At 62.1% G+C, this 13,035-nt stretch carries 12 protein-coding genes and 1 tRNA gene; 7 read left to right on the top strand and 6 right to left on the bottom strand.

The window, feature by feature from the left end:
• Nucleotides 1-6 precede the first annotated feature (6 nt).
• Both FJ425_RS32510 and FJ425_RS32505 read right to left on the bottom strand, forming a co-directional pair.
• Nucleotides 7-1,695, bottom strand: coding sequence for a type IIL restriction-modification enzyme MmeI (locus FJ425_RS32510; RefSeq protein WP_348643172.1), 1,689 nt, complete (start codon nucleotides 1,693-1,695; stop codon nucleotides 7-9).
• Between the two features lie 103 nt (nucleotides 1,696-1,798).
• Complete coding sequence (locus FJ425_RS32505; RefSeq protein ID WP_348643171.1) at nucleotides 1,799-3,406, bottom strand: type IIL restriction-modification enzyme MmeI; 1,608 nt, start codon at nucleotides 3,404-3,406, stop codon at nucleotides 1,799-1,801.
• Nucleotides 3,407-3,654: 248 nt separating this feature from the next.
• Between FJ425_RS32505 and FJ425_RS28370 the strand changes: the two genes are divergently transcribed.
• The 3 genes from FJ425_RS28370 (at nucleotide 3,655) to FJ425_RS28360 (ending at nucleotide 7,570) form a co-directional block, all read left to right on the top strand.
• Nucleotides 3,655-5,058 (top strand): lipopolysaccharide biosynthesis protein, encoded by a 1,404-nt coding sequence (locus tag FJ425_RS28370; RefSeq protein WP_140727511.1) that lies wholly within the window; start codon nucleotides 3,655-3,657, stop codon nucleotides 5,056-5,058.
• Complete coding sequence (locus FJ425_RS28365) at nucleotides 5,058-6,338, top strand: GNAT family N-acetyltransferase (protein WP_140727509.1); 1,281 nt, start codon at nucleotides 5,058-5,060, stop codon at nucleotides 6,336-6,338. The genes FJ425_RS28370 and FJ425_RS28365 overlap by 1 nt, the downstream gene beginning before the upstream one ends.
• Nucleotides 6,339-6,409: 71 nt before the next feature.
• Nucleotides 6,410-7,570: a YncE family protein gene (locus tag FJ425_RS28360; RefSeq protein WP_140727507.1), complete on the top strand. Its 1,161-nt coding sequence runs from the start codon at nucleotides 6,410-6,412 to the stop codon at nucleotides 7,568-7,570.
• Between the two features lie 102 nt (nucleotides 7,571-7,672).
• On the opposite strand, the gene FJ425_RS28355 is transcribed toward FJ425_RS28360, so the two are convergent.
• Nucleotides 7,673-7,757 (bottom strand) — tRNA-Leu (locus FJ425_RS28355).
• Between the two features lie 331 nt (nucleotides 7,758-8,088).
• On the opposite strand from FJ425_RS28355, the gene FJ425_RS28350 reads away from it, so the two are divergent.
• Both FJ425_RS28350 and FJ425_RS28345 read left to right on the top strand, forming a co-directional pair.
• Nucleotides 8,089-8,679, top strand: coding sequence for a YqaA family protein (locus FJ425_RS28350; protein ID WP_140727505.1), 591 nt, complete (start codon nucleotides 8,089-8,091; stop codon nucleotides 8,677-8,679).
• A 23-nt stretch (nucleotides 8,680-8,702) separates the two neighbouring features.
• Nucleotides 8,703-9,221: a disulfide bond formation protein B gene (locus FJ425_RS28345; RefSeq protein WP_140632836.1), complete on the top strand. Its 519-nt coding sequence runs from the start codon at nucleotides 8,703-8,705 to the stop codon at nucleotides 9,219-9,221.
• A 164-nt stretch (nucleotides 9,222-9,385) separates the two neighbouring features.
• On the opposite strand, the gene FJ425_RS28340 is transcribed toward FJ425_RS28345, so the two are convergent.
• Nucleotides 9,386-9,943: an HNH endonuclease gene (locus tag FJ425_RS28340; protein ID WP_027167440.1), complete on the bottom strand. Its 558-nt coding sequence runs from the start codon at nucleotides 9,941-9,943 to the stop codon at nucleotides 9,386-9,388.
• A gap of 111 nt (nucleotides 9,944-10,054) precedes the next feature.
• Entirely contained in the window at nucleotides 10,055-10,714 is a 660-nt protein-coding gene (locus tag FJ425_RS28335; RefSeq protein WP_140632838.1) for a DNA-3-methyladenine glycosylase, read from the bottom strand.
• A gap of 91 nt (nucleotides 10,715-10,805) precedes the next feature.
• Between FJ425_RS28335 and gluQRS the strand changes: the two genes are divergently transcribed.
• Nucleotides 10,806-11,675 carry a tRNA glutamyl-Q(34) synthetase GluQRS gene (gene gluQRS / locus FJ425_RS28330; protein WP_140632841.1) on the top strand — a complete coding sequence of 290 codons (870 nt, stop codon included), beginning with the start codon at nucleotides 10,806-10,808 and terminating at the stop codon, nucleotides 11,673-11,675.
• Between the two features lie 4 nt (nucleotides 11,676-11,679).
• Here gluQRS and FJ425_RS28325 read toward each other — a convergent pair whose 3' ends face one another.
• Nucleotides 11,680-11,967: a hypothetical protein gene (locus FJ425_RS28325; RefSeq protein WP_140632844.1), complete on the bottom strand. Its 288-nt coding sequence runs from the start codon at nucleotides 11,965-11,967 to the stop codon at nucleotides 11,680-11,682.
• 153 nt (nucleotides 11,968-12,120) lie between these two features.
• Here FJ425_RS28325 and FJ425_RS28320 point away from each other — a divergent pair, with 153 nt between their 5' ends.
• Nucleotides 12,121-13,011 carry a DMT family transporter gene (locus tag FJ425_RS28320; protein WP_140632847.1) on the top strand — a complete coding sequence of 297 codons (891 nt, stop codon included), beginning with the start codon at nucleotides 12,121-12,123 and terminating at the stop codon, nucleotides 13,009-13,011.
• The last annotated feature ends 24 nt before the right edge of the window (nucleotides 13,012-13,035 follow it).

The raw sequence follows: 13,035 nt of genomic DNA, 5'->3' as shown, positions 1-13,035 counted from the left end.
CCCGCCTTACGCCACTTTGCGTGCGGCGAATTTACCGTCGGGAAGTCGCGTCACCCGACCATAGCGCGCCAACGTGAGAAGCACTTGCGATACGCGCGGCTCGATTTTTTTGCCCCCACCCTTGAATGCCCGAGAGATTGCAGCAGCGTCGAGCGTGACGGCACTTGCCGAAAGCAAGGCTTCCACAGCCAACGGCTGCTCGTAGCGATCTTTCGGAAACACCGGCTTGCTCTCGTCGATTGCCACCACGGTTTCGCCGATATCCAGTTCAGCCGTCTTGGCCACGGCTCCCTTGGCAAAGCGCGGTATCTGATATTCAGGCCTGAGCCAGCGCACTTGGCCGACTGCCTCTTCCCTCGCTCGCTCGGCGTTGAGCGACACCAGCCGTTCGAGGACTTGGTCATCGGAAAGGTCAGCAGGCCAACCGTAGGCTTCTGCCACCAGCCGATCGATCGACTCGTGGAGATCTTTTAGGATCAGTACCAGTCCGCGTTGCTTCACATCTTGATCTTTATCCGACAGCCGTTCGCCTGCCTTCAGCTTTTCCAGAACGTTGTACAATGCGGTGAAAGTTAGGTCGGAATGTTCGGTCATTACCCGTTTGCGCAACATGTCAAGCTCCCGGCCCACCTCTCCGAGTCTATCCCTCAGATCTTGTGACGGATCGGGAAATGGAAATGGGTCAAAGCAAATAGTGCCGTTGTAAACGGGGTCATTGCCTTTTCCTACGCGCCCGCCTATTGCGTTTGCCCAGAGGACATGGAAGCGTGAACTCAGCTCCGCTAGGAGTAAGTTGCTGTCACTTGCTATCACCCGAATCTTTTGATCCGGAAGAATCGTGGCTGGCAACTTTGTAAACCACCGATGTTTTGACGTTTCTGTGGTCGCAATAAAATAGTCTAACCCCGCTAACGCGGCGCGCATACCTGGGCGTGCTTCGCCAAATATCCACCAATTGTCCCGGTGATTCTTGCGAGCGACATTGTCACGAAACGGTTTAACGAATTCCATAACGTGTTGATATGCTCGCGGAAATTTTTGTCGTGCCTCCGATTCCGACAGATTGAAAAAATCTATTATAAGACGAGTTTTACGGTTTTCTGAAAGATCCTTTCCTCCCAAGTAATTCTTCAATATCGCAGCATAGTCTTTTCGATTGACATCGAATAACTTCTGCTCAGATTCGCTAAGCACAAAGCGGAGACTGACGGGTATCACACCCATGAAAGATAAGCCTGCGTTAGACAAGATCGGCTTGGCATTAGTTAACTTCGCACCAGTCCGCAAGAAGCCATTTATGAACCCACGAACAGGCGCCTGTAGATCATCGCTGTCGGCAAAACCCGACTTCGGATTTTTAACGCTTTGCACCCATCCTTCGCGTAGCCCTTTTTCGACCACCGTCATTGCCACGCGTACCGCCGCGCCACCCTCGCCCACCATCCAAGGATGATCAGCCACAGCATAGGCGATGGAAATAGGCCACTTAGCGGAAAGGTGTTTTTCAACGACGCTTCGATTAAATGACATGGTTATTGAGTTTGTAGTAACCAACCCAAACCGACGCACTTTCGATTTACCCGACAATTCCGCTGCTTTTGACCACCAATACATCACGAAGTCAGCAGCCTCTGACACTTCCGGCCAAATTAACCGTAGCTGTTTGACGTACCCCAAACCTAGGACGCTGTTCATCCGCTTGTTCCCAATGAACGGCGGATTTCCCACGATAAACTCGGCCTCCGGCCAGTCGGGCTGTCGTGCATTAGGGAACGTCTCGGCTCGCTGGCCATCCCTTTCAACGACCTTTGGCACCGGATACCCATTCCCAAGTCAGAACCGCGTCGTAGCCTTCGCGCCGGCCGAAATTGATATTCTTGAATGCCCGCAAGATCGGTTCTGCCGGATGTCCAGTGCGTGTGCGATAGTGCTGCTGCAAATATCCGATCCAAACAACCAGTTCGGCGATTGCCGCTGCGCGCGGATTAAGTTCCAGCCCGAGGAGTTGATGCGGGTCGACGGTCTCGCGCTCCAATCCAAGGCTTTCGTTGAACCCGAGCCGAGCCAGAGTTTCCAACACGTCGCCTTCCAGTTTCTTCATCAGCTCAAGGCTGACATACAAGAAATTGCCGGTGCCGCAGGCGGGGTCCAGCACCCGCGTCAGGCAAAGCTGGTGATGGAAGCCGCGTACAATTTGGATGGCCTTGGCGTCATCGCGTTCGTCCTTGGCGGCCTCCGCCTTGGTCAGCGCCTTCTGCCAGTCGTCGCGTAGCGGCTCCATGACAGTCACCTCGACGAGTCGCTGCACGTAGGAGCGTGGCGTGTAATGGGCCCCAAGCTTCTTGCGTTCACCCGGCTCTAGGGCCTGTTCGAGCAAAGTGCCGAAGATCGCCGGATCGACCTCCGTCCACTTCGCCTTTGCGGCTTGAAGCAGTTCGCCGATTTCTTCGCGACCGAGTGGGAAAGCGCGGGCATTCTTGAACAGATTGCCATTGAAATAGCGAAGTTCGGTACGGAACGCTGAGAAGAAGCGCTTTGCCTGCACGGGCTCGTCCATCTTCGCCCACAGTTCCTCGATCAGCGGCACGAATGCCGAAGGCGATTTCACGCAGTCTTCCAGCAACTCCGTGAACGACCCCTTCGGCAACAGATCCACGTCTTCCGCAAACATGGTGAAGATGCAGCGCATAAGAAAATGCGCCACATCCTCCGCAGGATGATTCTTCTCCAGTGCCTTGCTGACTTCCGCCAGCCGCTTGGCAATCTCGCGCGTAACCCGAGCCGATTCCTTTGCCGGGTCAAGACTTGCGGGATCAGTCCAGATACGCACGAAAAGCCCGCGCGTTTCCTTATGCCTCAGATCGTCCAGATAGACGCGAAATCCCTTGCGATCAGGAAACTGGCTATAGGCGCGGCCGGTGCCAGTGAAGTCGGCGAAAATCTCGAATGCGTTGCCGACATCGCAAGCGATGATGAAGGGCGGCGCGGGATGGCTGGCATCGAGCAGATAGACATACTCTTCTGCCTGCTTACGCGCGTTCTGCATCATCACGTCCCAGCCGCGCGCGACACTGCGCTTGCCAAGTTGCTCCGGCTCGTCGGCGAACAACGCGCCTTGCGCCGGAATGGCGTTCTTCGCCCCTGGCAACCGCGACTGCTTGGCCTCTAATATAAAGCAGCCTTTCTTGTAGAGATCGATCCGTTTGGACGACGCGATTTCGTCGCTTGCGCGACGGCGCACCGCGCGTTCGAACACATAATCGTTGTGTTCGCGTTCTGCGCCAGAAGGTTCGGGGCGTGGAACACCGATCACGTCGCAAAATTCGGACAGGAACATTTGGTAGTTGGCACGCTCCGCGCCGCCTTCCCTCGCTGTCCATCTATGGATAAATTCTTCGACTTGCACGCATTCCCCCACTGCTGGGCGAGAAAAACAGAATTTGTTTTCGACAGCAACCGCACGTTGGCGCTACCATTCAACCGATCTGCTTATCCAACGTTAACTTTCAAAAGTCAGCGCTGCCCCTCATCCGCCTGCCGGCACCTTCTCCTCCCATATAGTGACGGGAAAAGCCCGCACCCCACCCACGCTTTCTTAAGGTGTTTCGGATAGACCCAAAACCTTGGAAAGAGGCGGAAAACGGAGAGTTCTGGGTGCGCTTTTCCGCGGCGACGACTGCCGGGCGGTTCCTGCCGCAGCGCTGGGCGCTGCGCATGCGTCCGTTGCTTGGCCGCATCGACGCCGTGCTGTCCACCGCCGACGAGCGCGGCGAAGCCGGGCGCATGTCGCTGATCGCCTTCTCCATCCGCATCGTCAGCGCCTTGATCGCCTTTGTCAGCCAGGTGCTGATGGCACGCTGGATGGGCTCGTTCGAATACGGCATCTCGGTGCTGGTCTGGGTGACGATGGTCATCGTCGGCAATCTCGCCTGCCTCGGCTTCCACACCTCGGTCATCCGCTTCATTCCCGAATATCGCGAGCGCGGCATGCTGGCCGAGCTGCGCGGCATCGTGCAGGCAAGCCGCCTGTTCGTGCTCGTCGCCTCGACGCTGGTGGCAGGCCTCGGCGCGCTTGGCGTCTGGCTCGCCTCGGACTGGATCGAGAACTACTATGTCATCCCCTTCATCCTCGGGGTCATCTGCCTGCCGATGATCGCGCTCGGCGATCTCCTGCAAGGGCTGGCGCGCGCCAATTCCTGGGCGCTGCTGGCGCTGTCGCCCACCTATCTGGTGCGGCCGGTGCTGATCCTGGCTTTCATGGCGCTGATGCTTGGCCTGCACTATGTGCCCGACGCCAAGACCGCGATCTTCGCCTCCATCGCCGCGACCTATGTCACCACGCTCGGCCAGCTGATGGCCGTCACCTCGCGCATGGAGAAAAAGATACCGGCCGGGCCGATGGCGGTGCATTTCGGCCAGTGGATCCTCGTCTCGCTGCCGATCTTCCTCGTCGAGGGCTTCTTCTTCCTGCTCACCAATGCCGACGTGCTGATGGTGGGCGCCTATCTCGATCCCAATGACGTCGCCGTCTATTTCGCCACGGTGAAGACGCTGGCGCTGGTGCATTTCGTTTATTTCGCGGTCAAGGCCGGCGTCGCACAGCGCTACGCGCAATTCACCCATGGCGAGCCGCATCGGCTCGCCGCCTTCGCCCGCGAGACCGTCTCCTGGACCTTCTGGCCCTCGCTGCTGATGGCGCTCATGGTGCTGGCGCTGGGCGAGCCTATGCTGGTGCTGTTCGGCCCCGAATTCACCGCCGGCTACCCACTGCTCTTCCTGCTGGTGCTGGGCGTCGTGGCGCGCGCCGCCGTCGGCCCCTGCGAAAGCCTGCTCACCATGAGCGGCAACCAGAACATCTGCGCCGCCGTCTATGCCATGACGCTTGCGCTCAACATCGGCCTCAACGTGATCCTCATTCCGCTCTTCGGCCTCTGGGGCGCGGCTATCGCCACCAGCCTCGCCATGGTCTTCGAGGCCGGTGCACTCTCCTTCACCGTCTGGCGCAAGCTCGGCATCGTGATGGCGATCTTCGTGCCAGCAAACAAGGAAGTCGCCTGATGGCCGCCGTCCCGTTGCTCGAAGAGACCAGCGGCGGCCCCGCCGGCGCCATGGTCTCGAACCTTGCCGGCCTGGCGCGCGAGGTCGACCCCGCCCATATCGAGCTCTTCGCCAGCAACAGGCCGGAGCGCAAGCTGGCCATCTACCCGGCCTCGGCCGGCTTCGACCTCGTCGAGGAGCTCGACTATCTCAGCGCCCGCACGATCGAGCCGAACGTCTTCTTCAACCCGCGCTTCCTGGCGCCGGCGATGCCGCGGCTGGAAGACCGCGAGGTGCGGCTGGCCGTCATCCGCGATGGCGACGAGTATCGCAACCGGCTGCGCCTTCTGGCGCCGTTCTCGGTCGAGCGGCCGGCGATCCCGCTCGGCGTTCCGGTGATGCGCACATGGTCGAGCCCGTTCGGCCCGCTCGGCACGCCGCTGGTCGATCGCGACGATCCGGTCGGCGTCATCGAGGATTTCTTCTCGATGCTATCGCGGCCGCATCTCAAGCTGCCAAAAGTCTTCGTGCTGCCCGATATGCGCCTCGACGGTCCGGTGGCGAGCCTGCTCACCTCCTTTGCCGACAGCCGCGGCTTGACCATGGTGACCACCGGCAAGGTCGAGCGGCCGGTGCTGGAAAGCGATGCCGACGGCGAGGACTATCTCAAGGCTTCGCTGCGCGCGCACCACTATCGCGAATTCCGCCGCCTGAAGCGACGTCTCGCCGAGCTCGGCAAGCTGGAGCACGTCGTGGCGCGCGGGCCGGACGAGATCCGCCACGCCATCGAAAGCTTCCTGACGCTGGAAGCGGCCGGCTGGAAAGGCCGCGAGCGCACCGCGATGGCGATCGACCGCTACCGCGCCGCGTTCGCCCGCGAGGCCGTGCACAGGCTGGCCGAGCAGGACATGTGCCGCATCCATTTGCTGACGCTCGACGGCCGCACCATCGCCTGCCTGGTCGTCTTCGTCGAGGCCGGCGTCGCCTATACCTGGAAGACGGCCTATGACGAGGCGCTCTCCGCCTATTCGCCGGGCACGCTGCTGATGATAGAGGTGACCAGACAGCATCTCGACGACCCGAACATCGTCATGACCGATTCCTGCGCGGTTCCGGACCATCCGGTGATGAGCCGTCTGTGGAGCGAGCGCAAGCCGATGGGCACGCTGGTGATAGGGCTGACGCCGGACGCCGACCGGCTGGCGCGTCAGGCCGCCTCGCAACTGCATCTCTACCGCGAGACCCGCAACATGGCGCGCATCCTGCGCAACCGCATGCGGAGCCTGCTGAAAAGGCGCTAGATGGGCGGCGAGACACCGGCTATGGCTTGCGGCGGCCGGACCCGGCCTGCCTTCACCACAAAGCACTTCAAATGATCGATATCGTCCTGCGCTTCGCCCGCCTTTGCGCGCCGCTTGTCCTGCTCGCCGCGTTTCCGGCTCGAGCCGTGGCCGATACCTGCCCGGAGGATTGCAGCGATCCGCCGCCTCCTCCGGTCAACATCTACGGCCAGACCACGGCCGGCCATCTGAGCCCCGCCACGGCCGGCGCGCTGCCGCGCGTCTATGTGCCGAACCGCTCCTCCAACTCCGTCTCGGTGATCGACACCGTCACCTTGAAGGAGGTCGGCCGCTTTCCGGTCGGCAGCAAGCCGCAGCATGTCGTGCCGTCCTGGGATTTGAAGACGCTGTGGGTCGCCAACAACGGCACCGGCAGGAACGGCAGCCTAACGCCGATCGACCCGATGACGGCCAGGCCCGGCCAGCAGATTCCGGTCGACGACCCCTACAATCTGTATTTCATGCCGGACGGCAGCGCGGCAATCGTCGTCGACGAGGCGATGGAGCAGCTCGATTTCCGCGATCCGCACACCATGGCGTTGAAATCGAGCCTGCCGACGCCGACCTGCCCCGGCATCAACCACGCCGACTTCTCTGCCGACGGCTCCTACGCGATCTTCACCTGCGAATACGGCGACGGCGGCCTGGCCAAGATCGACCTGAAGAACCAGAAGCTGCTCGGCCGCCTCGACTTCTCCAGGATGGGCATGCCGCAGGACATCCGCCTGTCGCCCGACGGCAAGGTCTTCTACGTAGCCGACATGATGAATGACGGCGTGTTCCTGGTCGACGGCGACAGTTTTCGGGAAATCGGCTTCATCCCAACCGGCATCGGCGCGCACGGTTTCGTCGTCAGCCGCGACGGCAAGCGCCTCTATGTCTCGAACCGCGGCTCGCACAAAATGGAGCAGGGCAAGGCCAAGGGCCCGGGCAGCGTCACTGTGATCGATTTCGCCACCCGCGCCGTGGTCGTGCAATGGCCGATCCCCGGCGGCGGCAGCCCCGACATGGGCAATGTCAGCGCCGACGGCAGGCAGCTATGGCTGTCGGGCCGCTTCGACAGCGAGGTTTATATGATCGACACCACCAGGGGCGCGGTGACGAAAATCCGCGTCGGCGCCGAGCCGCATGGCCTCACCGTGTGGCCGCAGCCGGGGCGCTACTCGCAGGGGCATACGGGGAATATGCGGTAGGCTGCTTGGATGGCCTGCCACCCGAAGCTCGTTGGGGGGAACGGCCTGCCATCCGAAGCTCGTAAAGCATGGCCTGCCACCCGAAGCTCGCAGAACGAAGGGTGGTGCCCCTAGCCGGGATCGAACCAGCACTCCTTGCGGAACTCGATTTTGAGTCGAGCGCGTCTACCAATTCCGCCATAGGGGCTCAGGCCGGGCGGCCTGGATGGGCGCGGACTATACGGTTGGACGGCCTTTCGTCAACTGGCCTGTTGCGGATTTACCGGCGCCGCTTCGCCAAACAGCATCCGGCGGTCTTGTAAGGACCGCCGCCATTGTGCGCCGCAGGAATCTTTTTAGAGAGGCGAATGTTTAACGTGCCCGGTCGATAATGGCGGCTGCGGCGCTTTGGGTCCTTGTTTCGTGCGTGCCGGTGGCCGAAAACCGCTGCGTCGTTTGGGGCGACATGCATTAGGTAATTCCAGGAAAAGCACAGCGGTTTTCCGTCCGGAATTGTGTCAATCGCATTAGGAGAGCCGATGCTTCGCGGACTTTACGACTGGACCCTGTCGCTGGCGGCGCGCAAATCGGCCGAATGGTGGCTGGCCTTCATCGCCTTCGTCGAAAGCTCGGTCTTCCTGGTGCCGGCCGACGTGCTGTTCCTGCCGATGGCGCTATCCAAGCCCGAGCGCGCCTATCGCTATGCGCTGATCGCCACGGTCGCTTCGGTTCTGGGCGGCGTCGCCGGCTGGTTCATCGGCCACTATGCCTATGAGGCGGTCGCCAAGCCGGTGCTCGAATTCTACGGCAAATATGACGAGTTCGAGCAGTTGCGCGCTTCGTCCGGCGTCGGCTTCATCATCCTGATGCTGGTCACCTCGGGCGCGGCCCATCTGCCGCCGATCAAGGTGGTGACGATCCTGTCCGGCGTCATCGGCGTCAATCTGTTGCTCTTCATCGGGCTGGCGATCGTGGCGCGCGGCGCGCGTTTCCTGCTGCTTGCCTGGCTGCTGCGCCGCTATGGCGAGGAGATCAGGGAGTTCATCGAAAAGCGCTTGGGATTGATTGTCGGCGCCGGCGCCGCTGCCCTGATTTTGCTCTATATCCTCGTCAGATACGCCCACGGATAGCGACGCAACAACGGATCCAATAGATGACCGCGACCATGAATGCCGACACCGGACGCCAGCGCATGCGCGCGGCGCTGTTTCTCGCCGTCGCCATGGCCGCGACGGTCGGCTCGGCGCTCGCCTTCCAATATATCGGCGGCTATATCCCCTGCCATCTCTGCCTGGAGCAGCGCACGCCCTACTATATCGGCGTGCCGCTGATGCTGCTGGCGGCGATCGCCTCGATGCTGCGCGCTCCCGCCTGGGTGACGCGCGGCCTGCTGGCGATCGGCGGCTTGCTGATGCTCTACGGCCTCTATCTCGGCGTCTATCATTCGGGCGTCGAATGGGCATGGTGGCAAGGTCCGGCCGACTGCACCGCCGGCGCCGGTCCGGTCGACACCGGCGGCAAGGGCGTGCTCGACGCGCTCGACAAATTCGTGCCGCCCTCCTGCGACAAGGCCGCGCTGCGCATCCTCGGCCTGTCGCTCGCCGGCTGGAACGCCATCGCCAGCCTCGTCCTCGCCGCCGTCGCCTTCCGCAGCGCGCTCGCGCGGGATTGAGCCAATTGATCGAGAAACGCGACGCAGAGTTCGAGCAAAAATTCGGCAGGCTGAGTCGGATGGCGCGGCTTTCGAGAACCGGAGCGGAGCGTACTTAAGTACGTGAGCACCGGAAGCGCAGAAAGCTGCGGCAGGCGACCAGCATGGCGAATTTGTGCCGAACTCTAAGGCTCCAGTTCGACATCCCAGTACAGATAATCCATCCAGCTTTCATGCAGATGGTTGGGCGGGAACAGGCGGCCGTTGTTGTGCAGGTCGTGCACGGTCGGCTGATAGGGTTTTTGCAACGGCCACATCTTGGCCTGGGCCGGCATCATGCCGCCCTTGCGAAGGTTGCAGGGCGAGCAGGCGGCGACGACATTCTCCCAGGTCGTCGCTCCGCCGCGATGGCGGGGGATGACATGGTCGAACGTCAGGTCCTCGGGCGTTCCACAATACTGGCACTGGAAGCGGTCGCGCAGGAACACGTTGAAGCGCGTGAAGGCGGGATGCCTGGACGGCTTAACATAGGCTTTCAGGCTGACCACGCTCGGCAGCTTCATCGAGAAGGTCGGCGAAGAGACGGCGTGCTCGTATTCGGCGACGATGTTCACCCGGTCGAGGAAGACAGCCTTGATGGCGTCCTGCCACGACCAGAGCGACAGGGGGTAATAGCTGAGCGGACGGTAGTCCGCGTTCAGCACCAGCGCGGGAAGCCCATCCGGAGATACGGCAACCGTCACGTCCTTCGCCTCCTTGCTTCTAGAACCGAACGGCGCGGATACTGTAAGCCCGACATGACAGGGATGTGAAGCGGATTGTCGTGCGTCGAAATCGCCAAAACCGCATGATTTTCAGGCTTTTTTGGCCATTTCGACAGTCGGCGCCGCATCCCTGCCCTTCAATTCCCGGTAATAAGCCCAAAAAAGCCGCGACGCGACACCCCGCCATGGGCTCCATGATTCGGCCAGCCGGATAAGCATTTTCTCCGGCGGGCGCGGGTCGATGCCGAGCGCATGGCCGACCGCCGTCTGCAAAGCGACGTCGCGCGCGGGAAACACATCCGGGTGGCCGGCGGCAAACAAAAGGTAGCATTCGGCCGTCCATGGGCCGATGCCGGGCACGGCCGTCATCGCCGCGATCGCCTCGCCGGCGTCCAGCGTGCACAGGTGATCGAGATCCAGCCCGCCGGCCACCGCTTCGGCGACGGCGAGCAGCCCGCGCTGCTTCGGTCGCGACAGCCCGGCCTCGCGAAAAACCTTTTCGCCGGCGGCAAGGATTGCCTGCGGCGTCAGCGGATCGACAAGCTTCACCAGCCGCCCGAAGATAGCGTCAGCACTCGCGCGGGAAACTTGCTGTGAAACGATAATGGAGGCGAGGCTTTCAAACCCTGGTTCCGACAGCCGCAGCGGCACTTCGCCCGCCCGGCCGCGCACGGTCGCCAGCCGCGGATCGATCCGGCAGAGCGCGTCGAGCCCTGTCGCAATGTCGTCCAGCGAGGCGATGCGTTGCACGTTGCTTGTTCCCAGGGCGCCCGCGAAATGGCAATTGATGGCTAACTAGCAACCGGCGGAAGCGCCTTTCAACCCGAATACCGCCCGAGATATGACACTCCTGACATTCCGCTTCGCGCCGAGCCCCAATGGCGAATTGCATCTCGGCCATGCCTACTCGGCGCTGCTCAACCAGCGCATGGCGGCGCAGGTCGGCGGGCGCCTGCTGCTGCGCATCGAGGATATCGATGTCACCCGCTGCACGCCCGAATTCGAAACCGGCATTTTTCGCGACCTCGAATGGCTGGGATTGCGTTGGGAGCAGCCGGTGCGTCGCCAGTCCGAGCATTTCGCCGAATACTGGGAGGTGCTTGACCGGTTGATCGCCGAGGAACTCGTCTATCCCGCTTTCATGAGTCGCGGCGAGATCCGCGCCTTCATCGCCGAGACCGGCGGCCGCGACTGGCCTCGCGATCCGGACGGCGTGCCGCTCTATCCGCCGCTCGACAAGCACTTGCCGGTGAAGGAACGCAAGCGGCGGATCGCGGACAACATGCCTTTCGCCTGGCGGCTCGACGTCGAGGCGGCAATGGCGCGCGTCACGGCCGGCTTGTCATGGGTGGAGTTCACCGACGAGACGATGTCGGCGACGCGAGCAATCGAAGCACAACCGCGGGCCTGGGGCGACGTCATCGTCGCCCGCCGCGACGTCCCGACCAGTTACCATCTCGCCGTTGTCGTCGACGACGCGCTGCAGGGTGTCAGCCATGTCGTGCGCGGCCAGGACCTCTATTCGGCGACCGGGGTGCAGCGCCTGCTGCAGCAACTGCTCGGCCTGCCGCAGCCGCGTTATTTCCACCACCGCCTGATCCTCGGTGCGGACGGCAGGAAACTGTCCAAGAGCTTCAAGGACACCGGCCTGGCCTCCCTCCGGGAGGCCGGCATGTCGCCGCAGGACGTCAGAAGATCGGTCGGTTTTTAGCTGGCTAGAGGCGCGCCATCCCGGCCTTGATCAGCGCCAGCACGCTGATGAAGACAAAGGCGCCGCCCAGCCCGCAGGCCACTGCCAGCTTGAGATCGCTCAGGCTGATGCCATGCTTGTTTGCGACCCCCACCGCGACGAAAAAGCCGAAGATGAACAGCAGCGTGTTGCCTGTCGGGCCGAAGCCGCTCTCCTTCATGATCGCGTCGAGCGCCGTGCCGAAGAAGAAGCCGAAGGCGGCGATGATCGCGAAGGCGAACAAGAGCCAGGTCGTGTCCAGATGCAAAGGCATGCCTCACCATGGCGCGGCGACGCGCCATGCCCCTGTTGGCACGGTTTGATGAATTCAACTTAGCTTATGGATCAACCGTTTCGTTTTGCTTGCGGGATTGAACGGCATTAGAGCAATTGGCGTCATCAACCGTTCATCCCGGCAGCCTCCCCCATGCAGAGCATCAAGCGGTTCATTCCCGCCTCCTTCGTCGTTCTGTGGGCGACCGGCTTCATTGGGGCGCGCTATGCCATGCCCTGGGCGGAACCTTTTACCTTCCTTGCCATCCGCTTCGTGATCGCGGCGGCCCTGTTCGCGGGGCTGACCGTTCTGCTTGGCTCGCGCAAGGCGACGCGCGAAGAGGCGCTGCACGCGACGGTGGCCGGCGTCCTCATGCATGGTGTCTATCTCGGCGCCGTCTTCTGGGCGATCCACAGGGGCATGCCGGCCGGCCTATCGGCCTTGATTGTCGGCCTGCAGCCGTTGATCACCGCCGTGCTCGCCGGAAAGTTCCTCGGCGAAGCGATCCTGCCGCGCCATTGGGCCGGCCTCGCCGTCGGCCTTCTCGGCGTCGTCATCGTGCTGTGGCCGAAGCTGGGCGCGCTGGGGGGCGGCGTCACGCCGGCGACACTGACGGCTTCGCTCGTCTCCGTGCTTGGCATGAGCGCCGGCACCATCTGGCAGAAGCGCTATGCCTCCGGCGGCGATCTGGTGTCGGCGACGATGTGGCAGTATGTCGGCGGCTCCGCCGTGATGATCCTGGGCTCGCTCGCCTTCGAGACCCGCGCCGTCACCGTCAATGGCGAATTGATCTTCGCCATGGCCTGGCTGGTCCTGGTGCTGTCGATCGGCGCCATATTTCTGTTGATGGTGATGATCAGGGACGGTGAGATGTCGAAGGTCGCCTCGCTGTTCTACCTGGTACCGGCCGTAACGGCGGTCATCGCCTGGCTGCTTTTCAACGAACAGCTCAATCTGCTGCAGATAGCCGGCATGGCGATCGCGACCCTTGGCGTAGCCCTGGCGACGGCGCGGCAGGCGAGAAAAAAGGAACTGGGGAATTGAAGAACTGGGGAACTGGGGAACTGG

Source organism: Mesorhizobium sp. B2-7-2 (assembly GCF_006440775.1).
Taxonomy (GTDB): Bacteria; Pseudomonadota; Alphaproteobacteria; order Rhizobiales; family Rhizobiaceae; genus Mesorhizobium.
This window is presented reverse-complemented; position numbering and strand designations above follow the sequence as displayed.